At 59.8% G+C, this 25,126-nt stretch carries 22 protein-coding genes; 12 read left to right on the top strand and 10 right to left on the bottom strand.

Annotated features, from left to right (window positions below):
* Window positions 1-174 precede the first annotated feature (174 nt).
* From LQK83_RS10005 to LQK83_RS09995, 3 genes are read right to left on the bottom strand one after another with little or no spacing between them, the layout of a single operon-like run.
* On the bottom strand, window positions 175-603 hold the full coding sequence (locus LQK83_RS10005) for an RbsD/FucU family protein (RefSeq protein WP_230837254.1): 429 nt from the start codon (window positions 601-603) through the stop codon (window positions 175-177).
* Complete coding sequence (locus LQK83_RS10000; RefSeq protein ID WP_230837253.1) at window positions 593-1,645, bottom strand: aldo/keto reductase; 1,053 nt, start codon at window positions 1,643-1,645, stop codon at window positions 593-595. Before LQK83_RS10000 ends, LQK83_RS10005 begins: the two co-directional genes overlap by 11 nt.
* Window positions 1,646-1,677: 32 nt before the next feature.
* On the bottom strand, window positions 1,678-2,394 hold the full coding sequence (locus LQK83_RS09995) for a GntR family transcriptional regulator (protein ID WP_269065426.1): 717 nt from the start codon (window positions 2,392-2,394) through the stop codon (window positions 1,678-1,680).
* 142 nt (window positions 2,395-2,536) lie between these two features.
* On the opposite strand from LQK83_RS09995, the gene LQK83_RS09990 reads away from it, so the two are divergent.
* The 6 genes from LQK83_RS09990 (at window position 2,537) to LQK83_RS09965 (ending at window position 9,419) form a co-directional block, all read left to right on the top strand.
* A complete protein-coding gene (locus tag LQK83_RS09990) occupies window positions 2,537-4,060 on the top strand; it encodes a UxaA family hydrolase (RefSeq protein ID WP_230837251.1) in 1,524 nt (507 codons plus the stop codon).
* A gap of 68 nt (window positions 4,061-4,128) precedes the next feature.
* Window positions 4,129-4,878 carry an SDR family oxidoreductase gene (locus LQK83_RS09985; RefSeq protein WP_230837250.1) on the top strand — a complete coding sequence of 250 codons (750 nt, stop codon included), beginning with the start codon at window positions 4,129-4,131 and terminating at the stop codon, window positions 4,876-4,878.
* A 34-nt stretch (window positions 4,879-4,912) separates the two neighbouring features.
* Window positions 4,913-6,454 carry a sugar ABC transporter ATP-binding protein gene (locus LQK83_RS09980; protein ID WP_230837249.1) on the top strand — a complete coding sequence of 514 codons (1,542 nt, stop codon included), beginning with the start codon at window positions 4,913-4,915 and terminating at the stop codon, window positions 6,452-6,454.
* Between the two features lie 23 nt (window positions 6,455-6,477).
* The gene (locus LQK83_RS09975; protein WP_230837324.1) at window positions 6,478-7,458 is read left to right on the top strand and encodes an ABC transporter permease; all 981 of its coding nucleotides are present in this window, start codon (window positions 6,478-6,480) and stop codon (window positions 7,456-7,458) included.
* An 85-nt stretch (window positions 7,459-7,543) separates the two neighbouring features.
* Window positions 7,544-8,491, top strand: a complete 948-nt coding sequence (locus LQK83_RS09970) for an ABC transporter substrate-binding protein (protein WP_230837248.1) — start codon at window positions 7,544-7,546, stop codon at window positions 8,489-8,491.
* Window positions 8,492-8,567: 76 nt separating this feature from the next.
* On the top strand, window positions 8,568-9,419 hold the full coding sequence (locus tag LQK83_RS09965) for a fumarylacetoacetate hydrolase family protein (RefSeq protein WP_230837247.1): 852 nt from the start codon (window positions 8,568-8,570) through the stop codon (window positions 9,417-9,419).
* A 71-nt stretch (window positions 9,420-9,490) separates the two neighbouring features.
* Here the strand turns inward: LQK83_RS09965 and repC are convergent, their stop codons facing one another.
* The 7 genes from repC to LQK83_RS09930 all read right to left on the bottom strand — a co-directional run bounded on the left by repC (window position 9,491) and on the right by LQK83_RS09930 (window position 18,116).
* Window positions 9,491-10,783, bottom strand: a complete 1,293-nt coding sequence (repC, locus tag LQK83_RS09960; protein ID WP_230837323.1) for a plasmid replication protein RepC — start codon at window positions 10,781-10,783, stop codon at window positions 9,491-9,493.
* Between the two features lie 171 nt (window positions 10,784-10,954).
* Window positions 10,955-11,974: a plasmid partitioning protein RepB gene (gene repB, locus LQK83_RS09955; RefSeq protein WP_230837246.1), complete on the bottom strand. Its 1,020-nt coding sequence runs from the start codon at window positions 11,972-11,974 to the stop codon at window positions 10,955-10,957.
* 495 nt (window positions 11,975-12,469) lie between these two features.
* Window positions 12,470-13,096 carry an isochorismatase family protein gene (locus LQK83_RS09950; protein ID WP_230837245.1) on the bottom strand — a complete coding sequence of 209 codons (627 nt, stop codon included), beginning with the start codon at window positions 13,094-13,096 and terminating at the stop codon, window positions 12,470-12,472.
* 10 nt (window positions 13,097-13,106) lie between these two features.
* Complete coding sequence (locus tag LQK83_RS09945) at window positions 13,107-14,447, bottom strand: amidase (RefSeq protein ID WP_230837244.1); 1,341 nt, start codon at window positions 14,445-14,447, stop codon at window positions 13,107-13,109.
* A gap of 10 nt (window positions 14,448-14,457) precedes the next feature.
* Window positions 14,458-16,002 (bottom strand): amidase, encoded by a 1,545-nt coding sequence (locus tag LQK83_RS09940; RefSeq protein ID WP_230837243.1) that lies wholly within the window; start codon window positions 16,000-16,002, stop codon window positions 14,458-14,460.
* 3 nt (window positions 16,003-16,005) lie between these two features.
* On the bottom strand, window positions 16,006-17,088 hold the full coding sequence (gene rutA, locus LQK83_RS09935) for a pyrimidine utilization protein A (protein ID WP_230837242.1): 1,083 nt from the start codon (window positions 17,086-17,088) through the stop codon (window positions 16,006-16,008).
* Window positions 17,089-17,318: 230 nt separating this feature from the next.
* Complete coding sequence (locus tag LQK83_RS09930; protein WP_230837241.1) at window positions 17,319-18,116, bottom strand: GntR family transcriptional regulator; 798 nt, start codon at window positions 18,114-18,116, stop codon at window positions 17,319-17,321.
* Between the two features lie 147 nt (window positions 18,117-18,263).
* Between LQK83_RS09930 and LQK83_RS09925 the strand changes: the two genes are divergently transcribed.
* The 6 genes from LQK83_RS09925 (at window position 18,264) to LQK83_RS09900 (ending at window position 25,117) form a co-directional block, all read left to right on the top strand.
* Window positions 18,264-19,496 (top strand): MFS transporter, encoded by a 1,233-nt coding sequence (locus LQK83_RS09925; RefSeq protein ID WP_230837240.1) that lies wholly within the window; start codon window positions 18,264-18,266, stop codon window positions 19,494-19,496.
* A gap of 292 nt (window positions 19,497-19,788) precedes the next feature.
* Window positions 19,789-20,889 carry a sugar ABC transporter substrate-binding protein gene (locus tag LQK83_RS09920; protein ID WP_230837239.1) on the top strand — a complete coding sequence of 367 codons (1,101 nt, stop codon included), beginning with the start codon at window positions 19,789-19,791 and terminating at the stop codon, window positions 20,887-20,889.
* Between the two features lie 34 nt (window positions 20,890-20,923).
* A complete protein-coding gene (locus tag LQK83_RS09915) occupies window positions 20,924-22,486 on the top strand; it encodes a sugar ABC transporter ATP-binding protein (RefSeq protein ID WP_230837238.1) in 1,563 nt (520 codons plus the stop codon).
* Window positions 22,483-23,493: an ABC transporter permease gene (locus tag LQK83_RS09910; RefSeq protein WP_230837237.1), complete on the top strand. Its 1,011-nt coding sequence runs from the start codon at window positions 22,483-22,485 to the stop codon at window positions 23,491-23,493. The genes LQK83_RS09915 and LQK83_RS09910 overlap by 4 nt, the downstream gene beginning before the upstream one ends.
* Window positions 23,493-23,699 carry a hypothetical protein gene (locus LQK83_RS09905; protein ID WP_230837236.1) on the top strand — a complete coding sequence of 69 codons (207 nt, stop codon included), beginning with the start codon at window positions 23,493-23,495 and terminating at the stop codon, window positions 23,697-23,699. The genes LQK83_RS09910 and LQK83_RS09905 overlap by 1 nt, the downstream gene beginning before the upstream one ends.
* On the top strand, window positions 23,696-25,117 hold the full coding sequence (locus LQK83_RS09900; RefSeq protein ID WP_230837235.1) for an amidase: 1,422 nt from the start codon (window positions 23,696-23,698) through the stop codon (window positions 25,115-25,117). Before LQK83_RS09905 ends, LQK83_RS09900 begins: the two co-directional genes overlap by 4 nt.
* The last annotated feature ends 9 nt before the right edge of the window (window positions 25,118-25,126 follow it).

Raw genomic sequence — 25,126 nt, 5'->3', positions numbered from 1 at the left:
TTTTCGGACGGGGTAGAATGAATAATCGTTATTATCGCAGATTCGTCAGATAGCGCAAGGGAACAGGGTTAACGGGCCGTAATGGCCCGCTCCCGGGCCACTTGCTTATCCGGCTCAAGAATATCGATCCGCCTTATGTGCGGAGAGAGGTTCGCCTCCGACCGCAGGCAGGTGCTACTTGATAACGCCCTTCTTCAGGATGATATTGCCATAGAGCCGCCGCTCGCCGGTTTGGACCACGGCGAAGGCATCGCTGGCGCGATCATAGAAGGCAAAGCGCTCGAGACTGCCAATCTTAGCCGGATTATCAGCGACGCGCTCAATAATCGCCTGGAATTCGGAAACAACCTCCGGAACCGCCGACGGGTCGCCCACGACCTGCATCACCAGAGCCGGGTCGGGCACGTAGCTGTCGAGCGGCAAGAGCGCAAGAATCGCTTCCAGCGCATCGGTGGCGGAAATTCCGTCGAGCCGGATGCAGGGAACACCCGAACTCTCGGCCGGATAGTTGGCATCGGCGATGACGATGTCGTCGCCATGGCCCATGGCGGCAAGGGCGTGAAGCAGATCGGGCGACAGAATCGGTGGGATGTTACGCAGCATGTCGGTTATCCTTTGGAACGGGGGCATCTGAGCGGATAAGACCTTCCTCTTTCAAGTCCGTCCAGAGGGCAGGGGGGATATCCACTTCCAGAAGTTTGGCATTGGCCAGAAGCTCGTTCCGGTTCACCGCACCCGGAATCACCGTCTTGACACAAGGGGGTCCGAATACGAACTGAAGCGCTGCTGCAATCAGCGGCGTATCATGCGCACGGCATACGGTTTCGATCTTGCCGACTCGCTCGAGGATTTCCGGCGGAGCCGGCTCGTAATTATACCGCGCGCCTTCGACAGCCCCGGTGGCCAGGATCCCGGAGTTATAGGGACCGCCCAATATGATCCCGACGTCGCGTGTCTCGCAAAGCGGAAGAAAACTTTCCAGCGCCTCCTGTTCCAGAAGCGTATAACGGCCGGCCAGCAGGAAGCAGTCGAAGTCGCCAAGCCCGAGAAGCTTTTCGCAAACCTGCCATTCGTTCACGCCCGCACCAATAGCCGAAATCTGCCCGGCGTCGCGAAGCTCGACCAGGGCCTTGTAGCCGCCGCCATCGAAAAGCTCGCGAACTTTGGCGTCGCTAGCCTCTTGTGACCCTTGCGAAAAAACGCAAACATCGTGCACGAGTAGAATGCTAGCATGGTCAGTCTGAAGCCGGTCCTTGCTGGCCTCATAGCTTCGCATCACCCCGTCATAGGTATAGTCGAAGACGATGCGCTTCTGAGGCACATCGACGAAACTCTCCGGCGTCACCTCGTCCGGCTCGCAGTCGAGCAAGAGCCTTCCAACCTTGGTTGAGAGAACGATGTTTTCTGCACCGAAGGCCTGCATGGCCTTGCCGACACGCTCTTCCGACCGCCCAAGGCCGTATTGCGGCGCCGTGTCGAAGTAACGAATGCCGACGTCATAGGCGGCAAGCAGAGCGGCTTGCGCGTCCTCATCGCTGACCTTGCGGTACAGATTCCCGAGCGGCGCTCCACCGAACCCCATTCGTGTCATGAAAACAGGGTCGCGGGTCCGCTTGTTCAGCAGCATCGTATCGGTCAGCTTCATGCGGACACACTTTCAGAGGAGGGAAGGGCGGTTCAGTGCGACTGCCGCGAACGGAAAAATTCCGGATGCTCCTTCTCGAGCGGATCGAAACGGCTGACCAACTGAGCCAGATGATAACGCATGGCAGAACGCGCCTCGTCCGGATTTCGGTCGCGAATAGCCTCGACTATCGCCAGATGCTCCCGCACCGCGTTGTCGTTCCGTCCGGGTTCAGGCAGAAGGAGCATTCTAGGCCGCTTCAGTTTCAGCGCGATCGTTGAGACGGCAGCCGCGACGCCGGGAAAGCCGGTGAATTCCATCAGCAGCGCATGAAACTCTTCATCCGCCTGATAGAAGCCCGCCGTGTCATGATCCTCGACAAGCATAGCCTGCAACCGAACATTGCGGGCGAGTTTGGCATATTGGTCGGGTGTGTGATCGCGGGCGACCTTTTCGACAGCCGCGACTTCCAGCGCCTCGCGCATGAAAGCGGCCTCGCGAATTTCTTCAATCGAGAAGCGCGCAACGCGCGTTCCGCTCTGGGGGATCACATCCACCAGGCCTTCAGAGGCCAACCGCGTGATCGCTTCCGACACCGGCGAACGTGATACGCCGAGTTCATCGCAGATGGCGCCCTTGCGGATCAAAGTGCCCGGCGGAAACGTCAGGGACATGATCGCCTCCTGCAGCGACTGATACACACGCTGCGCCAGCGACCCCGGTAAATCATCAATCGCAGTTAAAACTCGTGCATTGAAAGCCTGCGTCATCCCCGTCGAATCTCCGTCAAATCATTTCTAACATGTTAGTTGACATTGTGTACTAGTCAAGATAGAACTCTAATTAACATCTGATGTCAGTAGACGCCAGAGGCCCGGAAAACCAAGAATTAACGGGGGAGGATGTACAGGAATGGACCGAGGCGCTAAATTGATTCGCCTGCATTTGAATGACAACGTGGCAATCGCGCTGCGCGATCTGGCTGCGGGCGAGCGCGTCGACGAGATTTCCATGCCCCTTCAGTTTGCAATTCCGCGCGGCCATAAAGTAGCGACCCGGAACATCATGTCGGGCGAGAACATTTATCGATACGGACAGATAATCGGGCAGGCAAAGGCGGATATCCTCGCCGGCGAACATGTCCACGTCCAAAATCTCGGCATGGGTGAGCATCACCAAGATTATGGTCACGCCACACAAAACTTGCCTTTGGAGCGCGCAACCGACCTTCGCACATTCCAGGGTTTTCGTCGCGCGGACGGCAAGGCCGGAACCCGCAACTACATCGGCATCCTGACAACCGTGAACTGTTCCGGCTCGGTAGCGAAATTTATTGCTGAAGCAGCAGAGAAGGCCGGATTCCTCAACCAATACGCGAACATTGACGGGATCGTTCCGATTGTTCATTCGACCGGCTGCGGCATGTCGGGCGAAGGCGAGGGCTATTCCACACTCTTCAGAACCCTCTCCGGCTACGCGCAAAACCCCAATTTTGGCGGTATTCTGCTGCTCGGCCTCGGCTGTGAGGTCATGCAGATCCCCGAACTCGTCGGCGGCCGTAAAATCCGCGCAGACGGGGCTCTGCAATACATGACTATCCAGCAGGAGGGTGGTACCCGCCGGACTATAGAACGTGGCCTGGATGCCCTCAAGGGCGTCGCAGAATACGCAAACCAGGCGGTCCGCGAACCAATTTCTGTTTCTGAGATCACAATTGGGCTGCAATGCGGCGGTTCAGATGGATATTCCGGTATTACGGCGAACCCGGCCCTCGGTTACGCATCCGACCTTCTGGTGCGCCACGGTGGCACCACAATCCTGTCTGAAACCTCTGAAATTTATGGCGCGGAGCACCTGCTGACGCGCCGCGCCAAGAGCGTGGAAATCGGTGAAAAGCTCATCGAACGCATCCGTTGGTGGGAGGATTATACCGCCCGCAACGGCGGCGAGATGGACAACAATCCGTCCCCCGGAAATAAACGCGGCGGATTGACAACGATCCTTGAAAAGTCTCTGGGGGCGGTCGCAAAAGGCGGCACTGCACCCTTGAGCGGCGTTTACAAATTCGGTGAGAAAATCGACGCAAAGGGTTTTGTCTTCATGGATAGTCCCGGTTTCGATCCGTGCTCCGTGACGGGCCAGGTTGCCTCCGGCGCAAACCTCATCGTCTTCACCACGGGTCGTGGTTCCGTCTCGGGATACAAGCCGACTCCCTGCATCAAACTCGCCACCAACTCGGAAATGTACAATAAGTTGTCGGAAGACATGGATCTCAACTGTGGCGACATTGTCTCCGACGGTGTGAGCATCGAGCAGAAGGGCAAGGAGCTTTTTGAGCTGATTATCCGTGTGGCGTCGGGCGAGCGGACTAAGAGCGAAGAACTAGGCTTCGGCGGCGCGGAGTTTGTTCCGTGGCAAATCGGTGCAGTTATGTAACACTCTCGCGTGAGATATTACTTCAGTTTCACGCGATCGTTTAAGTAAGCTCGCGTAGAGGTTTAATAATGCGCCTTAAGGGTATGAATATACTTATAACTGCCGCGGCGCAGGGTATAGGACGCGCATCGGCGCTGGCGGCGGCTGCGGAAGGCGCAGTTGTTCACGCGACCGATATTGATACGGAATCTCTGGCGTCGCTTTATGCTGAAAATTCAAACATTAAGACATATCGTCTTGATGTGACGAAGCAGACACAAATCGATGCTTTGGCGGCCAATCTTCCGAAACTGGACGGGCTTTTCAACTGCGCAGGTGTCGTTCACAACGGCACGGTTCTCGACATCACCGACGCCGACTGGGCGTTTGCCTTCGATCTGAACGTGACGGCCATGATGCGAATGTGCCGGACATTTCTGCCCGGAATGCTTGATCGGGCAGCGGAAACCGGGACCGCTTCGGTCCTCAACATGGCTTCCATGGCCTCTTCCATCAAGGGCTTCGTCAATCGGACATCCTACGGCGCCACAAAGGCCGCCGTCATAGGGCTGTCCAAGTCGATCGCCGCTGATTTCGTCAAGCAGGGGATACGCTGTAACGCCATTTGCCCCGGAACGGTCGACACCCCCTCGTTGCGCGGGCGCATTGCTGCCTCGGCCGACCCGGTTCAGGCGGAGAAGGACTTTATTGCACGGCAGCCGATGGGACGGCTCGCCAGCGTGAGCGACATAACGCCCATGGTGATCTATCTTTTGTCGCCCGAAAGCCGCTTCGTCAGCGGCCAGGCCATGCTGGTGGATGGAGGTGTTACCATCTAGCCTGACGGCATCCAGCGGCTTGGGAGGGCTGCAAATGCAAACAGTGATCGAAATGAGGGGAATCGAGAAACGGTTCCCCGGCGTTCATGCGCTCAAATCGGCCCGCTTCGACCTGCGTCCAGGCGAAGTTCACGCACTGATGGGTGAAAATGGCGCCGGCAAGTCCACCCTGATGAAGATACTGGCCGGCATATACCGCCCGGACGCAGGCGAAATCCTCATAGACGGCAAGACAATCGAGCTTGCCAGTCCACGCAGCGCGCAGGCGGCCGGTATCGGCATCATTCATCAAGAGCTCAGCCTGATGAATGACCTCACAGCCGCGCAAAACATTTTCATCGGTCGCGAGCCCCGCCGCGCCTTCGGTCTCTTGGACGAACGTCTGCTCAATCAGCAGGCCGCCGAGATTTTCAAAACCATGCGGCTCAAGCTCGATCCCCAGGCGACGGTCGGAGGCCTGACGATCGCCAAACAGCAGATGGTCGAAATCGCCAAGGCTCTGTCTTATAATTTTCGAGTCCTGATCATGGACGAACCCACCGCAGCCCTGAACGACGCCGAGATCGCCGATCTGTTCGGCATCATCCGGGATCTGAAGGTGCAGGGTGTCGGCGTGGTCTATATCAGCCACAAGATGGACGAGTTGAAACGCATAGCCGATCGCGTCACGATTATGCGGGACGGCGAGTTTGTCGACACCGTTCCGGCCGCGGACACGCCGATCAACACAATCATTACCAAAATGGTTGGCCGCGAAGTGAAGGATGAACCGCTACAGGTACCCGATACGTCGAAAAACCCGATTGCATTGGAAGTAAAAGGCCTTAGGCGTGGACGTGAAATCAGGGATGTAAGCTTCTCGCTGGCCCGTGGCGAGATCCTGGGCTTCGCCGGCCTCATGGGCGCAGGGCGCACGGAAGTTGCACGCGCCATTTTCGGTGCCGACCCGCTGGAGTCTGGTGAGATTCTGGTTCATGGCAAGCCGCAGACTATCCGCTCGCCCCATGACGCGGTGAAAGCTGGAATCGGCTACCTTTCGGAAGATCGCAAGCATTTTGGCTTGGCACTGTCCATGGACGTGCGCAACAATATCGCCTTGGCGTCGCTCAAGTCTTTCATGAGATTTCCGGGGCGACTCGATGAAAAATCAATGAAAAATACGGCTCACGACTACATTCGAAAGCTTGCCATTCGCACCCCGTCCGACACTCAGGAGGTCAAGCTCCTTTCCGGGGGCAACCAGCAGAAGGTCGTCATCGCCAAGTGGCTACTGAGAAACTGTGACATCCTGATTTTCGACGAACCGACCCGCGGGATCGATGTGGGCGCGAAATCAGAGATATATCAGCTGCTTACCAATCTTTCCAAAAGTGGAAAGGCGATCATCGTCATCAGCTCGGAACTGCCGGAAGTGATGCGGCTTTCGCACCGCATCGCGGTCATGTGCGAAGGACGGCTGACCGGTATCCTGCCGGGCGGCGCGGCCACGGGGCAGGAAGATATCATGCGTCTCGCCACACTGCGAGAATCGATGGTTGTTGAGACCGATACGGAAATGCAGAGGAGGGTAGGGTGACCAACACCGAGATCACGGCCCCTATGGCCGCCGCCGCGTCAAAAGGCCGTTTTTCCGGCGCGCAACAGAAGTTGTTGGCCTTCGGAACACTTATCATTCTCTTGATCGGCTTCAGCCTGGCATCGCCGAACTTCATGCAGACGACTAATATCCTGGCGATTCTGCAGGCAACCAGCGTGAACGGCATCTTGGCCGTTGCGGCGACGCTCGTCATCATTACGGGCGGAATCGACCTGTCGGTCGGTACTTTGATGACCTTCACCGCGGTTATCGCTGGCGTTGTGCTTACCTACTGGGGGATGCCCCTGCCACTTGGCATTCTTGCCGCCATTTTGACCGGGGCCCTGATCGGCTTCACGTCTGGGGCGATCATAGCCAAGATGAAAATCCCGCCTTTTATCGCCACCCTCGGCATGATGCTGATCTTGAAGGGTCTGTCACTGGTGATCTCCGGCACGAAGCCGATCTATTTCAACAACACGCCTTCCTTCCCCGTCATCTCCACAGGTTCGATCACGGGCGATCTCATTCCGGGCCTTCCGGTGCCTAACGGGGTTCTGGTGCTATTTTTGGTTGCGGTCCTTGCTTCTTATATTCTGGGTCGCACCGTTTTGGGTCGATATTGCTTTGCCTTGGGGTCGAATGAGGAAGCCGCACGCCTCTCAGGCGTCAGTGTCGATAACTGGAAAATGGCGATTTACGCCCTCTCCGGAGGCATCTGCGGCATCGCAGGACTGGTCATCGCGTCGCGCCTGAATTCTGCCCAGCCAGCTCTCGGCCAGGGTTACGAACTCGACGCCATCGCGGCGGTCGTCATCGGCGGCACATCTCTTTCCGGCGGACGCGGAACCATTCTCGGCACCCTGATCGGCGCGCTCATCATGTCCGTGTTGCTCAACGGATTGCGCATTCTGTCCATGCCGCAGGAATGGCAGACCGTGGTTACGGGATCCATCATCATCATCGCCGTCTATGCGGACATGATGCGGAGACGGACGGCCTGAAGGTTTCCGTTCCGACCAAAACAGAAGGGCACTGAACGCCCCGTGACTATCACAAAATGAAGTGAACCAACCTGAGGAGGACATCATGTTCACGAGACGTACATTTCTCGGCGCCGTCAGCGCGACCGCCGTGGTCGCAGCGACCGGTGTCGCAAAGGCTGCCGACAAAATTTACATTCCGCTGATTTCGAAGGGCTTCCAGCATCAGTTCTGGCAGGCCGTCAAAGCCGGCGCGGACAAGGCCGCCAAGGAATTTGACCTTCAGGTCACGTTCGAAGGTCCTGATACCGAAGCGCAGGTCGACAAACAGATCGATATGCTGACCGCGGCACTCGCCAAGCATCCGGCCGCCATCGGCTTCGCCGCACTGGACAGCCAGGCCGCCATCCCGCTTCTCAAGAAGGCCCAATCGGAGAAGATCCCGGTTATCGCTTTCGACTCCGGCGTGGATAGCGACATTCCAGTAACAACCTGCTCGACGGACAACGTTGCAGCAGCAGCCCTGGCAGCTGACAAGATGGCAGCTCTAATAGGCAACGAAGGCAAGGTTGCTCTCGTGGTTCACGATCAGACCTCGCGCACCGGCATTGACCGCCGCGACGGCTTTGTCAACCAGATCAAGTCCAAGTATCCGAAAATCCAGATCGTCGACATCCAGTATGGTGCGGGCGACCAGCTTCAATCGACGGAAATCACCAAGTCGATCATCACCGCACATCCAGACATCAAGGGCTTCTTCGGCGCGAACGAAGGTTCGGCCATTGGCGTGGTCAATGGTGTGAAGGAAAGCGGCAAGTCGAAGATCGTCATTATCGGCTACGACTCCGGCAAGGCGCAGAAGCAGGCGATCAACGACGGTGTCATGGCGGGCGCGATTACGCAGAACCCGGTGGGGATCGGTTATGAAACCGTCAAAGCCGCGCTTGCTGCCGTCAAGGGTCAACCGGTTCAGAAGCATATCGACACCGGCTTCTACTGGTACGATAAGTCCAATATCAACGACCCGAAGATCGCCGCAGTTCTCTACGATTGATCAACGCGTTTTCTAATATTTTCCGGCCCGGCACGAATAATGCCGGGCCTATTCCATCCCAACAGGAGACTCCCCTATGAAACTGCTGCGCTATGGTCCTGCCGGACAGGAAAAGCCTGGTCTTCTCGACGAGCAGGGCCGTATTCGTGACCTGTCAGCTGTCATACCGGACGTGGCCGGTGCATCGCTCCTGCCTGACACAATATCCCGGCTCAAGACGTTGGACATCAACAAGCTTCCCTTGGTCCCAGGCGCACCGCAAAAGGAGACGCGGCTCGGTCCCTGTGTCGGCCAGGTCGGAAAATTTATCTGCATCGGTCTCAACTATGCCGACCATGCCGCCGAAACCGGCGCGACCGTGCCTCCGGAGCCGGTTGTCTTCAACAAGTGGACCTCTGCAATTATCGGGCCTGACGACGAGGTCAGAATTCCGCGAGGCTCGGTCAAAACCGACTGGGAAGTCGAGCTCGGCGTCGTCATCGGCAAGGGCGGCGTCTACATTGACGAAGCTGACGCCATGTCGCATGTCGCTGGCTTTTGCGTCATCAACGACGTCTCCGAACGCGAATACCAGATCGAGCGGGCAGGGACCTGGGATAAGGGCAAGGGCTGCGACACATTCGGTCCGCTTGGTCCTTGGCTCGTGACCCCGGATGAAGTCCGCAATCTCGATGACCTGAAGATGTGGCTCGAGGTCGATGGTCACCGCTATCAGAACGGCTCCACCAAAACGATGGTCTACAAGGTGCCCTTCCTGATTTCCTATCTCAGCCGTTTCATGAGCCTGCAGCCCGGCGACGTCATTTCGACGGGCACGCCTCCCGGCGTCGGGATGGGACAGAAGCCGCCAGTCTATCTCAAAGGCGGCGAGGTCATGACGCTCGGGATCGAAGGTCTCGGCGTTCAAACGCAACGCGTCGTGTCCTGACCGGACAGCAGCCGACAGCCGACCCGACACAACAAGCCTCTTCACGCCGCGGTTACCGATCGCGGCGTTTTTCATGCTCGTCTCACGCCCACTTCACCATTGGCGCGCAACTGCGCCATCAGCATCGGGCCCAGCGAAAATTCGCCGCGCTCCGCACGGCGCGTGAGGTCGCGCAGGTAGCCGCCAGCAGAATTGATGTGTCCGGCGCGCTCGAGAATGCAGGCAATCGCGGTCGCGGCATTTTCAGGTCCCATCACCGCACAGGCCTCCTCAAAGGCACTCGGAGAGACACCCAACATCGATCTGACAACGACCGCAGCGCTCAGGAAGTCGCGCCAGCTTCCAATTGTGCCCCCGGGCCCATAATTCAGCATTTCAGGGCAGGCGGACAAAACCATGGCCAGCGGGAACGGTTTCAGTCCGGCACTCTCCAGCACGGGTCCTGCCTGGTAGCTGACAGGCGCTCGGTGCGTTGTCTGTCCCTTCATCATGTCCGGCATTTCCTGATTTGCCACGTCGCGATTTTCACCCGGCTTTGTTTCAAAGCGAGGTTCAAGTTCATATTTGGATTGTGTATTTGAATTCTGTATGTGCCGCTCAGAATGGGCGGGATTGCCGCTATAATTTTCAGTTTTATGGCGATGCGCCAGGTAGTTGGCGAGATTTTCGCGGAGCGCTTCAAGGACCAGGATTATCGCGTCGAGTTCCGACACATCCGGCTTTCGGGGGAGGCCTGCCATCACGTCTCTGTAAAGGCTACGCATGCGTTCGATCTCTTCATCCTCAGCCACGTCAGCTTCGTCGCCAGAGGCGTCCAGCAGTTTCACGATATCGCGCCGGCAGATCGTGAGCCGTTCCCGCAGAGACTGGAAATGAAGCCGCTCTGCGACAACCTCGGCAGCCATGGCCTCCAGTTCTTCCGCGCGCTGCAGAAGCGGCGCCAGCGAGAAACCGAAGGCCTGCCCGATGTCCCCTTCGCTGTCGCGTCTGGCAAACCGCTTCCCGTTGGCGCTGTCGCGTCTGATGAGCAGACCGGCGTCAACCAGCGCTGCAATATGGCGTCGGATCGTCGCCTCTGCCATGCCATGCGCTCTCAGCGACAGCTGCGCATTGGACGGAAAGACAATGAGACTGTCAGATCCCAGCAGCTCGGATTTCGGATAGAAGCTCAGGAGCGCATTCAGAAGTGAAAGCGCGCGATCGGAAACGCCAATCCTGGTCCTGGCCTCACAAAGCCAGCGATATAGCTTCCATTTGTCGACGGAGGCGTTTTCGTCAATTCTTTGAGCTGCGAGCTGATCCGTCAACATCGCATAGGTCATCGGCCGCCGCCCAAAGGGCGTCGTCACATTTCCCGTGTGCATCTTTCTACCTTTCCACAAGGCAAAAGAAACCACCCGCCATGAATGGCGCCAAACACTCTTGACTATGATTCGGGGAAATGCGATTCTCAAGCTGCGACACTTAGAGAGAGGCTTCCACGACGGCGACGTTCTGGGAGCTTTTCTTTTACCGGCTTGTTTTCCTTTCGGTATTTAAACATTCGGCCCGCTAGCGGGCTTATTCCTGTTGCTCTTCCCTGTCATCTGACAGGCCTTCGGTGTCACGATATCCAGCGCGCTAAACTCTTCGATCAAACGCGGCAGCTCGGCTCTGACGAAATCCGCGAAGGCCTGTCCGCGTTCGTTGGCAGCCGTGATACGCAACTGTTTACTCGTATAGCTGATTTCGCCCAAGCCGAAGCCATCGGCTTCGCGCAAAGGCGCATTGCCCGTTCCAGCGGACCGGGATTCGGCGATCAGCTCATAAACCCAGGAGAACCGGGCATCCGACGCCATCTTGCGAATCCGTTCGGACTGCAACATTTCCCGGATGTTCTGAACTGCATTTGTATTTTTTGCAAAGGATTTCGCCATGGCAACCCATCGCGGCCTGCCGATCTTCGGCGCGCGGCCTATGGCCTCGATAATATCCATGGGAACATGACGGCTCACGCCGCGCATACGGGCAAGTTCGGCGTCGTCGATCGAAAGGGCCGTGTAGATATCGCTGGGACGAAATCCCGCCTCATCCATCCTGCGGGCAAACAGAGCTCTCTCGATCCAGGAAAGATCCTGTCTCTCGCTGTTTTCAATGCCTTGAGCAACGGCCAGATCGCGATCGTCGATCTCGACGACATGGGCGTTCACAGGAATCTTGAGCTCTTTGGCCGCGGCCAGTCGCCGATGGCCGTAAACGACCTGATAGCGTCCGGCCATCTCGGGATGGGGGCGAACACGTATCGGCACCTGCTGGCCGTGGTCCGCAACGCTCTTGACGAAAGCTGCAAAGCGTTCGTGATCATCGTCCAGCAGACGGTCAGCAAACGGGGAAGGGTCGATCAGCGCGGTATCGAGCCTGACGAGACCCGTCTGCTCTGTATTGGCAGGGGCACGGGCAGGGGACTGCGCTGCACGCGTCGCTGCCTGCTTCTCAACCGCCTGCTCCGCCTGTTTTGCAGGAGCAGCCTGAGGCACCAGGCTGAAGGTTGAGCCCGCAAGCTTCCGACGGCTCATGACGCACCTCGCGACAACAAGCCCGAAGCAAAGTCAAACCTCAATATTCCATGGTGCAGCGATGCGACCGCTCGAAAGCCCGTCGACGTTGCCTCACGTTTTGATTTGTCACGCGTTCTGCCCAGTGGCTTCATGCATCTTGATCCTGACAGCGCCCAAAAAGGCACAACTATCAGATAGGCCACGATTCTTCTCTCACGTCCAGTGCATTGATAATAAAGAGATGTCGCCTAAGGGCGGCACCGTCGCTGAATAAGAACCGGTCAGATGCCAATGTACGCGCCCTACCGGCTACCAGTCGCGAATTCATCGACGGAGTTTCTCGCTCTGAACAGGTACAAGGCGAGACCGAGGAGATAGGCACATGCAAGACCCGCCCGCGGGGCCTGTTATTCCGGCGCTGTTGCGGGCAAATGGGGCAGGCGGGAGTAGGCGGCATGCACGATGGTGGAATCTGAGACGCAAGCCGGTGATTCCAGCGGCGATCTTGTCGCCTTAAAGGCTTCTAACAAACTCGAGAATTTCCGCTTCGGAGACCACGTCGGCATATTTTGCATTCATGTCGAAGAGATTGGCTTCGTGCGGTGCCGGATGACGGTCGCCGCAAGCGTCGCCAACGACCGTGGTGATGAAGCCGTGCGACATCGCATCGACACAGCTCGCGCGCACACAGCCGCTGGTGGTGAGGCCTGTCAGGATGACATTGTCCACGCCCATGCTGACAAGAAGCGGCGCGAGCGACGTTCCAAAAAACGCGCTCGGATATTGTTTCGTGACCACGAACTCGTCCGCGTAGGGGGCCAGCCCATGCGGCCACGCACCCAAAGGATTATCAGCCGTGAAGCAGGCGAGCGGTTTCGCCTTCTGAAAGAAGCGGCCGCCATCGAGACCTGAGGGGTGCAGAACCACTCCTGTGAGGATCACCGGCATGCCCTTTGCCCGCGCCGCCTCGCGAATGCGAAGCGCAGAGGCGAGCGCCGCATCCACGCCCGCATAAAGGGGGCTGGAGGGTTCGAAATAGGCTTGCACGAAATCGATCAGGATGAGCGCGGGCTTCTTTCCAAAGCCGATCCGATTGTTATAGGCGGCGGCGTAGTTGGCGCTCAGGTCCGTTTCCGTCATTTCATCCTCTTCAGACGTGTGGAGTGGGGGCGCAATCGATCAGCGGCGCGACGAGGCCTGCAGACGCAAGCAGCGCGCAATCGCTGAAGCGAGGTCCCGTCAGTGTGATCCCGATCGGCAGAGGCGCGTCCGGGAGGAATACGGGAATGTTGACGCAAGGCACACCGAGAAGCGTCCACATGGCATTGAAAACCGGATCGCCCGGGTGTCGGCCTTCCGGCGCATAGCCCGGGGCGCTCGGAACGAGGATCGCGTCGAAGTCGCCAGCAAGCGCATCGAACGCAACGCGCGCCTGCGCGGCTGCATCGTAAGCGTGACGCAGTTCGGTCAGGCTGCGCCTGTCGCGGTTTTCGACCCGGTGATGGAAGTCGTCGTGAAGCTCGCCACCAAAGCGGCGGGCGAGATTGCGGAAGGCTGCGGCACCCTCGCGATGCAGGATGGTGCGGTGGTGGCCGTCCAGAGCGTCAAAATCAGCGGGCAGATCGCTCCCGGCCACCTCGTGCCCACCATGGCGAAGACGGTCTGCAGCGACGTTCATGGCATGAAGGGCTTCCGGCTGCAGCCGATCGCAATAAGGACCGAGGCTCATGCAGATCCGCAAGCGTAGGGTGCTAGGCTTTGGTCGGATGGTCTCTGTCAACCCGAACACGTCTGCAAGCAGCGCAAGATCGGCCACCGAGCGGCCGTACCAGCCGACGGTGTCGAGGCTGTTGGCATAGATCTTGAATCCCTCGCGGCTGACCATGCCGAAAGTGGGCTTGAACGCGTATACGCCGCAGAAGGAGGCGGGGCGGATGGTGGAGCCACCGGTCTGCGTACCGATCGAGAGCGGCACGTGGAAGTCTGCGACAGAGGCCGCGGAACCGGCGGAGGAACCACCGGAGGAGAATTGCGTGTCGTGCGGATTGCCTGTGGCGGCATTGCGGCCGGCAGCGGCGAATTCGGTCGTGTCCGTCTTGCCGAGAATAATCGCCCCTTCCGCGCGCAGGAGATCGACGACCGCCGCATCCTGGCCGGGCTGATGGCCTTGGAAATTCGGTGAGTTGAATGTTGTCGGCATGTCCTTGGTCTCGAAGACATCCTTGATACCGATCGGCAGACCATGCAGCTTGCCGCGCTGATCCTTGGGCAGGGCGTCGAGCTTTGCAGCCTGCTCCAGCGCATGGGCGTTGATGTGCAGCCAGGCGCGAACGTCGTGGTTCCGTTCCTCGATCCGCTGCAGGCAGGCTTTGACGAGCTCTATTGCGGAGACGCGGTCCTTTTGCAGCGCCTGCAAAGCCTGCGTTGCGGTCAAGCAGTTCGGCGCGATTGCGGATGGCGGTTCGAAGGCATGCGGTGTTTGCAGGTTCATGGCTTTGCCTTCAGGCTGTGGCTATGCCCGGCGGCACCAGGCGATGATGGGCCATCACGGCTTGAAAGGCCGCGCCGGCGAGAAGGCAAAGCGCCTCTGCATGCGGTCTTCCGACGATCTGCATGCCCGTCGGCAATCCGGTGCGGCCAATTCCCGTGGGCAGCATCAGCGCGGGGAAGCCTGTGAAGTCGAAGATCATGGTGTTCCGGGAAATGAGGTCCTGGAAGCTCATCGGCGTGCCGTTGACATCCACGGTGAGTGTCTCGAGCGAACCCGCTTCGCCGCCGATGCCCGGTGTGATCATGAGATCAACATCTGCCATTGCGCTCAGGAAACTGTCTTGCGCGGTGACTCGCGCCTGAAGTGCACGCGTATAATCCATGGCGCTGAAGGCCATGCCCTTTCGCAGGCGGCCGAGCATGCCGGGATCCATGAGGTCGCTGCGATCTGCCCTGTCCGCATGGAGCGCTGCGAGCTCGCTCTGCAGAACGACCCAGCCTGCCTCGTGAAAAGGGCGGACATCGATAGGCGGCAGATCAATCAGAGTGCCGCCCAGATTTCCCAAGGTTTCCAGCGCGGTCTTCCAGTTCGCCAGGACGGCTTCGTCAACATTCTCGGTGAACCAGCTGGTAGGCACGCCGATGCGCAGGCCGGAAATGTCGAGGTCTCCGAACATAGCGGCGCAGTCTTTGGCGAGTTTCGGATCTGGCGATGCCGTCATGAAGGGCAGGACGCGGGCGATATCCCGGGCGGATCGAGCCATGGGGCCTATATGGTCGAGCGTCCACGAGAGGGACGCGACGCGGTCGCGAGACACTTTCTCTCGGGTCGGCTTGAGGCCCGTCGTTCCGCACCAGCAGGACGGCACGCGGATCGAGCCGCCGGTGTCGGTGCCGAGCGCAAGCGGCATCAGCCGGGCGGCGAGCGCGGCGCCCGAGCCGGTGGAGGAGCCGCCGGTCCAGCGGGTCGCGTCCCACGGATTGGTGACGGCGCCGTAGCGGGGATTGTGCGGGCCGCCGCAGGCAAATTCGCTGGTGGCGGTCATCGCGAACGGTATGGCGCCGGCTGCCCTGAGGCGAGCGACGACGTGAGCATCGGCAGGGGCGATGCGGTGACCGGTAAAGTGCGAGCCGCTTGTCACTTCCGTTCCGGCGACGTCGATAATGTCCTTTATTCCGAAGGGGATGCCTTCCAGCGGGCGAGGTGTGCCGGAGGCCCATCGGGCGGCGCTTTCGATTGCCGCCTCCCGCGCCCCCGGAACAAGACGCAAGACCGCCTCCTGGCCGGAGCGTGTGGCATCAATCGTGGCAGTAAGACGATCCAGAACCGCGACCGGGTCGAAATGACCGTTGGCATAGGCGAAAAGAAGATCGCCTACGCCTGCTTCAGAAATTCCGCTGATGGAGCTTTCGGCGATCGGCATCGCGTCAAGCTCGGTCTCAATGGTCGCGGATGGGGATGGACTCGCGACAAGCCGCGCGTCCGCTTGCCCCGGATCGACAAAGGAGGTCGGCTCCAGCACGTCCTTGTTGGGGAGGGGCTGGAGCACGTTCATCGCTTACTCCGCAGCAATGCTGGTGGCGTTGCGCGAGGCCATGAGCGGCTGGATGCGCTGGCCGAACTGGTCGAGGCCGATCAGGAAGTCGTCGAAGGTCAGCATGATGCCCTTCGTGCCAGGGACGTTGGCGGCTTCATCCAGCATGCGTGCGACGGAGGCGTAGGAGCCGACGATCGTGCCCATGTTGAAGTTGACAGCGCCTTCCGGCAGGTTGATGTGCTTGGCGGTCGAGGAGCTGTCGGCAGAGGCATCCTTGCTGCCCTGGTCCGCCATCCAGGCGAGCGCGTCGACATCGGCGCCAGCGCGATACTTTTCCCACTTGGCCTTGGCCAGTTCGTCGGTCTCGTCGGCAATGACCATGAAGAGGACATAGGCGCCAACGTCGCGGCCGGTCTTGGCCGAAGCCTCGACGAGGCGCACATTGCCTTCGCTGTGCGCGGTCGGCGTGTTGATGCCGGCGCCCATGACGAAGTTGTAGTCGGCATATTCAGCGGCGAATTCCATGCCGCGAGGGCTCTGGCCGGCGGCCACGATCTCGATCTTGTTGGCCGGCATCGGCTTCATCTTGCAGTCATTCATCTGGAAATGCTTGCCGTCGAAGGTGCATTCGCCCTTTGCCCAGAGCTCCTTCATGACGTGCACATATTCGGACGAATAGTCGTAGCGGTAGCCGAAGTAATCGTTGCCCGGCCAGATGCCCATCTGGTCGTATTCGGCCATCTGCCAGCCGGAGACGATGTTGACGCCGAAGCGGCCGGGGGCAACGTTGTCGATCGTCGTCGCCATGCGCGCCACGATGGCCGGGGGGAGCGTCAGCACGGCAGTCGAGGCGAAGAGCTTGATGCGCTCGGTGACGGCAGCGAGGCTCGCCATCAGCGTGAAGGATTCAAGATTGTAGTCCCAGAACTCGGTCTTGCCGCCGAAACCGCGCAGTTTGATCATCGAGAGCGCGAATTCGAGACCGTAGCTCTCTGCCTTCTGGACGATCTTCTTGTTCAGCTCGAAGCTGGGCATGTATTGCGGCGCGGCCTCGGAAATCAGCCAGCCATTGTTGCCGATCGGAATGAAAACGCCAATGTCCATGATGTGCTCCTGTGGTCGGAATGCTTGGAAAGAAATGCAATATGTACGAACTAATGCAAAAATTCCGAAGGCTGTCCAGACAAAAATGCCGCACAAATAGGCGTGCATAAAATAGGTGCAAATCTTCGCGATCTGGGGCGAAAATGACGTGGAAATGGGCGCGTCAGCGCGCCCCCTGCAGCAGGATTGTGCAGTGCGGGATCGTGGTCAGCGATAGGGCTGGGGAGCTCTTAAGTCTCTGCGCGCAGCGTCGTCGTGTAGGTGAAGCGGTCGGCAGGGAGAATCTGGAAGGCGTATTCGAGGAGCCGGCGGCCGGAGCCGTAGTAGCGGCGATTGACGATCAGTGCGAGGTCGCCACCCTTGCCTCCGACCTTTTCGGCAATGTCCGCATCCATGGCGATCGGCCTGACATCCTGCTGGATCTCATGGATCTTTTCGCCAGTGAATTCTTCGATGTAGTGGAAGATGGCACGCCGGGCGACGGTCACGTCCTTGACAGCGGCGGCCACGCGGGAATCGATATAGACCTCGTTCCAGGAAAAGGCCTTGCCACGATTGGCGGGATAACGCACGCCGGTAATATGCAGAAACTTGCGCCCCGGCCGGCAGCCGAGATCCACGGCGAGCTTGCCCTGGGCGGAGACCATTTCGCGGAAGCCGATGACGAATTCCGTTTCTGCCGCGATCTCGAACAGCTCGGAGCGCGAATGGGCTATGAAGCGTGTACTGCCGCTCGTCGGCTCGGTAGACTCCACCCGCGTACCGACACCCTTACGTGCGGAAAGTCGCCCCTTGTTGCGCAGCAGACCGATGGCTTGACGCACGGTCTGACGGCTGACGCCCAACGCCTCGGCAAGCTCGTTTTCGGTCGGCAGGAGGGAGCCGACAGCGAAATCCCCGTTGGTAATGCGCGCGTCCAGGTGATGCGCCACCTGCATATAGAGCGGCGCGGTCGCGATCTCGGGCTTCCAGCTATTCTTGATTTCCTGCGTGCTGCCGGTCATTTCCTCAGAAATCGCATTGCTCATGTGTTCGGGCCTCCCGGCTCATCAATATGTTTTTTCTTATAAAAGCAAACAAATTTCGGCGCTGGAGCAATTTCGGCACCCGTCCTTGCGCCAAAACAAGAAATCAATTAGTACGTACATATACGATTTTTAGGACAGTTGCCTTTCATGTCAGACATCACAGCCGACGACACCTCAGGTTCGGGCGCCCGCAAATCCCATTCCCTAGTGGTTACGTTAAGTGCCGCGACATTGATCCAGATCGTGGCGACGGCCAGCGTGCTGGCGCTGACGGCCATTGCCCCAACCGTGGCGGCTGATCTTGGTATCGGCGCCTATCTCATCGGCTACCAGATCAGTCTGATCTATGCGTCCGGCATGTTTTCCTCCGCTGTCGCGGGAACGCTGGTGAAGCGCCTCGGTCCGGTGCGAGTCGAGCAGCTGGCGCTTGCCTGCTTCCTGCTCGGCTTCGTGGGTATTGCCATGGCGCAAGTCCTGCCGATCATCGTCGCATCCCTCCTCATCGGTATCGGCTATGGCCTCAACAATCCCGCCTCTTCGGAGATGCTGGGACGGATCACGCCGCACGGCAAGCGCAACATCGTGTTTTCCATCAAGCAGTCGGGCGTGCCTTTGGGCGGTATTCTCGCAAGTTTCGCCTTTCCCTTCCTGTCGCGGCAGATGGACTGGCAATATGCACTGCTGATCGGCGCTGCCGCGCCGCTGGCGACCATGGTACTGCTGGCTGCCACGCACGTGACAGAGCCGATCGACCGCAGCGTGCCGATGGGCTCGATGATGAAGGGCTTCCGCGACGAGCAGGGGATCATCTGGAAGAACGGGAAGCTGCGGAGCTTGAGTTTTCTCGGCTTCGCCTATTCGGCGACGCAGCTGTCTCTCTCGGCCTTTGCAGTGGTCACATTGGTTCATGATGGCGGATGGTCGCTGCTGGCGGCCGGATCCGTTGCTGCCATCATGCAGTTTTTCGGCGCCTTCGGCCGTATTTTCTGGGGTGTGGTTGCAGACAGGCTAGGGGGCGGCTTCAAGACGCTGGCGCTGCTCGGTCTCTTGATCGGCGTCGGCTTCGCGTCCCTCTTCTTTGTAGTGCATATGCCGGCCTGGCTGCAGGTGGGCGTCCTCATCATGCTGGGCATGACCACGATCGGCTGGAATGGCGTGCTACTGGCGGAAGTCGCCCACAATGCGCCTGAAGGACGGATTGGCGCGATCACGGGCGGTGTGCTGGTCTACACTTTCATCGGCGTCATCGTCGGACCGTCGAGCTTCGCCAGCCTCTACATGGTTACCGGTCATTACGGTGCGAGCTTCCTGGTCTTCTCGCTGCTCGGGTTCTTTGGAATGATTGCCGCGTGGCGTTCGCACCGAGCTGCCCGAGTCTGATTCCAAAAGTACCGACATACTAACGCGTTGTACGGGGTTGCGGCGTTGCTGCAGCCCCGTTTTGTCGTCTGCTGACGTTAGGTTACGACGATAGAAATCGCTGAAAATGAATAAGAATATTGCACTTTTTTATACACAATCCGGCAATTGCCTCAATATTTTGCACTGCAAAAAATTCTTGCAAAACCGTTGACGGACAACTGAATATGTACGTACATTAAAATGCCTCATCACGGTGAAGATGCGATCACGACCCCGGAAAAGCGGGGCATCCAACAGGGGAATGTCAGATATGCGTGTGCTTCTACTCAGCGCTTTCGTTGCCGTGTCCGCCATTGCTGCAGTGCCGTCCGGCGCGCATGCGGATGCCATGGCCGACGCCAAGACGATCCTTGAACAGCATAAGAAGATGCCCGTCTTCGATCCGCCGGGCGAGCCCTTCGATGCGAAGTCCTGCATGGCCGGCAAGAAGGTGCTGTCGATCCCGATTTCGATGACGATCCCGTTCAATGTCGAGCTGCAGAAGGCCATGTCCACCGCAGCGAAGGAAGTGGGCTTCACCTATACGACCTGGGACAACCAGCTGAAGACGGACCAGTGGATCCAAGGCGTGTCGCAGGCGATCAGCCAGAAATACGACGTGCTGGATCTGGCTGGCGGTCTCAATCCCGAATGGCTGGGTCCGCAGCTCACCGAAGCGCGCAATGCCGGCCTGAAGGTTACGACGACGCATCTTTACGACGTCACGCAGAAATCCGCGCCGACGGTCGACTATTCTTCGCGCGTCGACTTCACCGGCGCCGGCAAGGTGCTCGCCGCTTACGCCTATGTGCAGACCGGCGGCAAGCCCAACGTCCTGATCATCGGCTCGTCCGACGTTCTGCCGTCCATTCCCTTCGTCAAGGCGATCCAGGACGAGCTGAAGGCGCTCTGCCCGGAATGCAAGCAGAAGCATCTCGACGTTCCGGTCTCCGACTGGGCGACGAAGATCCAGCCGGGCACCCAGTCGGCGCTGCTGGCCGATCCGGGCATCAACTACATCATCCCGATCTATGACTCGATGTCGCAATTCGTCGTGCCGGCGCTGCGCATCACCGGCGCTCTCGGCTCGGTCGGCGTTGCCGGCTTCAACGGCACGCCCTTCGTTCTGGATATGCTGCGCGAGGGCCAGGTCAACATGGATATCGGCGAAAGCCTCGGCTGGGCCGGTTATGCGGCGATCGACAACATCATGCGCATGATCTGCGGCAAGCCGGAAGTGGCCAAGCTCAACGTCCCGCTGCTCATCTTCGACAAGGACAACGTGAAGACGGCGGGCATTCCGGCCAACTTCAACGACGGCTATGGCGACGCCCATCTCGACGGCTTCCGCAAGCTCTGGAAGCTGAAGTGATCTGAGCAACGCAGACCGGAACGGGAGCCACGCCATGTCCAACACTGCAACGACCGACAATGCCGTCCTTTTGATGAACGACATCAAGATGAAGTTCGGAAGCAATTATGCGCTCAAGGGCGTCAGCGTTGCAGTTCGCCGTGGCGAGGTCTTCGGTCTGCTCGGGCAGAACGGCTCGGGCAAATCCACCCTCATCAAGGTTCTGGCTGGCTTTCACCAGCCGGAAGAGGGCAGTGAGGTGGTGTTGTGGGGCGAGAAAATGGCCCTGCCGCTCGACCCCATGCTGATCAAGAAACGCGGCGTCGCCTTCGTCCACCAGCATCTCGGCCTCGTGCCGTCACTCACCGTCGCCGAGAACATGCGCGTCACGTCGCTTGGCCAAAAGAACCCATGGTTCGTCTCCTGGCGCAAGGAAGCAGAGCGGCTTTCGGCGCTCTTTGCAGAATTCAATCTCGACATCGACCCGCTGGCGACGGTCGCAAGCCTACCGCCGGTTGAGCGCGCCTTCGTCGCCATCATCCGCGCCTTCGAAGACCTGCGCGCATCCGACGCCGGTTATGGCGGGGAGGGCATTCTCGTGCTCGACGAGCCTACGCCCTTCCTGCCGGGCGAAGACGTGAAGCGCCTCTTTGACCTCGTGCGCTCGATCGTGAAGACCGGAGCGTCCGTCATCATCGTCACCCACGATATCGACGAGGTGCGCGACATTACTGATCGTGTTGCCGTCCTGCGCGACGGGCAACTCGTCGATGTGCTCGATACGAGGGCCTCCAGCCGGCAGGCCATTCTTGACACCATCGTCGGTTCGCGCATCGATGCTTTTGCCAAGCAGCGCATGGCCCTGGGTGCAGCACCTGTTGCTATCCGCGCCGACAACCTGACCGACGGCAAAACGCCGCCTTTCAGCCTGTCCTTGCAGGAGGGCGAAATCCTCGGGGTCACGGGTTTGATCGGGTCCGGCTTCGCCAGCGTGCCTTACACGCTCTACGGCGCGCGGCGTGGCGCGGGCACGCTGACTGTGGCCGACCGGAAGATCGATCTGGCAACGATCACGCCACTCATTGCGCAGCGCATGGGCGTGGCGCTTCTGCCCGGCGACCGGCTGGGCGCGGCCGGCATCGGGTCGCTGGCCGTCACAGATAATATCACGTTGCCGATCCTCGATGAGCTTTCGCATCTCGCAGGCCTCGACCGTGGCGCGATGGTCAGGGAGGCGGGGCGGCTTTCGACCATGCACGATGTGCGGCCGCACAATCCGGCGCTGGCGCTAGGGTCGCTTTCGGGCGGCAACCAGCAGAAGGTGCTGCTCGCCAAATGGCTGCGCATCCAGCCGAAGCTCCTGCTTCTCGACGAGCCGACGCAGGGCGTCGATTTCGGTGCGCGCCAGCAGATTTTCAAGGCGCTGGACGGGGCGGCAAGGGCCGGCACGTCCATCCTCTGCGCTTCCACCGACAATGAACAGCTTGAGCAGATTTGCGACCGCATCCTCGTCTTCTCGCGCGGGCGGCCTGTGGTCGAGCTCAAGGGACACGAGATCAGCCGCAAGGCAATCACCGAAGCCTGCTTCTACAGCACCGATGCGGAGGCCGCAGAATGACGACGATCGACATGCCCATCCAGAAGCCCGTTTCCGCGCTCAAGTCGCGCTTCACGCTGAAGACCGAGGCGGAACGCTTCGCGCTGGTCGCTGCCTGGCTCTTCCTCATCATCCTTTTCGGCATTCTCATGCCTGACAGCTTCCTCAGCTGGCGGAACTTCTCCACCATGTTCGGCTCGCAGGCGGTGCTGGTCGTGCTGACGCTCGGCATCATCATTCCGCTGACGTCTGGTGATTTCGATCTCTCCGGCGCGTCGATCCTGACGATGAGTTCCATGGTGATCGGCGTCTTCAACGCGCAGATGGGCTGGCCGATCCTGCCGGTGCTCGTCATGTCGCTCGCCGTCGGTGCGCTGATCGGGGCAATCAACGCCTTCTTCGTCCTCTACTTCCGCATTCACTCTCTGATCGTGACGCTGGGTGTCGGGACGTTCGTCAACGGCGTCATCCTCTGGATGAGCGGATCGCAGACCATTTCCGGTGTCTCGATGGAGCTGGTCTCCTGGGTGATCATGGGCAGGCTCTGGGGCATTCCGCTGGCCTTCTACTATGCGCTGATCCTCGCGGCCGTCATCTGGTATGCCTTCGAATTCACCATTCCAGGCCGCAAGCTGCTCTTTGTCGGTCGCGGGCGTGAGGTTTCGCGGCTGAACGGCATACCGGTCGAGCGGGTGCGGGCGACCTCCTTCATTCTCTCCGGTCTCATCTCCGCCTTTGCCGGCATCCTCTATTCCGGCATGACCGGTTCGGCCGATCCGCTCTCCGGCCTCAACCTGCTGCTACCGGCTTTCGCCGCCGCTTTCCTCGGCGCCACGACCATTGCGCCCGGCCGCTTCAATGCCTTCGGCGCGGTGATCAGCGTCTACTTTTTGGTGACCGGCATCACCGGTCTCACCATGATGGGCGCGCATGCCTATGTGCAGAACCTGTTCTATGGCGGCGCGCTGGTCATCGCCGTGTCGCTCAGCCAGCTCGTGCGCAATCGCCAGCCGCAGGATTTCAGCTGATGAAGGAGCTCAAGGACATCGCGGATACGCTGGCGCGCCTATATTGGGCGCGCCAGGCGAACGAGGCCGAGATGGTCGCCATGGCCGGCGAAATGCAGCGTGACAGCGCGGCGATTGCTCCGCCGCGTGTGGGGGAGGGGAATGTCTTCTTCTCGATAGAGCCCTCCACCTATTACGCGCTGATGGCGAAGGAGGCTAAGGCATGAGCGAACTCAACCCGAAAAGCTTCGCGGAGGCTGTCACAATGGTCCGCAGCGGTGCTACCAGCTCCGTGGAACTGACCCAAGCCGCCATCGCCCGCGCCAAGGCCGCGCAGCCGCGCATCAATGCCTTCATCGCCATCGAGGAAGAGGCAGCGCTTGCCGCCGCAGAGGCCGCCGACCGATGGCAGGCGGAGGGAAAGCCGCTTGGGGCGCTTCACGGCGTGCCGCTGGCGCACAAGGACATGTATGACCGGAAGGGCATGGTGACCGGTTGCGGCTCGAAAATCCGTGCGGATCATGTCGCAAGCTCGACCTCGACTGTCATGCAGCGGCTGGAGGCAGCCGGCGCGATCTCGATCGGCCGGCTGAACATGAGCGAATTCGCCATGGGGCCCACAGGGCACAACGCCCATCATGGCCGGGCGCGCAACCCGATCGATCCGGAACTTATCACGGGCGGTTCATCCAGCGGTTCGGGCGCAGCCGTAGGGGCAGGGGTCGTGCTGGCGGCACTCGGTTCAGACACGGGGGGCTCCATCCGCTTGCCCGCCGCCTGCTGCGGCGTCGTCGGCATCAAGCCGACGCAGGGGCGCGTCAGCCGTCACGGAGCGATGCCGCTTTCCTTCTCACAGGATTGCGTGGGTCCGCTCGCCGGAAATGTCGAGGATGCCTACCGCATCCTGCAGATCATCAGCGGGGCGGACCCGCTTGACCCGACCTGTGAACGCATACCCCCACCCGGTGACCTTCTTGACGACCTTTCCTCGATACGCCTCGGCGTTTTGGGCGGCTTCTTCGAGAAGGACCTCGCTGCCGTCGTCGGTAACGGCATTTCCACCGCGATGTCATCGCTTGCGCCACATGTCGCGTCCGTTGGGCAGGTCAAGCCCTCCGATCTCTCTACCGTTGCGGAACTCGCCAATGTCGTGGCCATGGCCGAAGCCGGCACCGTGCATTTCGACTGGATGCGCGAGCGCCCGGAAGATTACGGTCCGCAGATCCGCATGCGCCTGTCGCAGTCGCTTGCCATGCCCGCGCCGATCTATATCCGCGCGTTGCAGATGCGGAGCCTGATGCTCGCCGAGTTCCTGGAAACTGCCTTTGCGCACGCCGACGTGCTGATCGCACCGGTCATGCCGTTCCTGCCGCCGCGCTCGGCCGATGTCGATATCGGGGCAAGCCCCGAGATGAACCGCATCGTCAGTGCGATGACATCGTTCACGCGGCCATTCTCCTATCTGGGTCTGCCGGTCGTCACACTGCCGGTTGCCGTCTCGCCCGAAGGTTTGCCCGTCGCCATCCAGATCATCGGCCGGCCCTGGCGGGAAGCGCAGATCTCCTCGGTCGCACGTCGCCTCGAACGCGAACTTTCCCTCAAACCCTTCATGCCGCAAAGCGCGCCGCTGGCGCAGTCGGCATAAGCGCACCTT

Origin of the sequence: Rhizobium sp. C1 (genome assembly GCF_021026335.1) — a bacterium.
Taxonomy (GTDB): domain Bacteria; phylum Pseudomonadota; class Alphaproteobacteria; order Rhizobiales; family Rhizobiaceae; genus Ensifer_A.
This window is presented reverse-complemented; position numbering and strand designations above follow the sequence as displayed.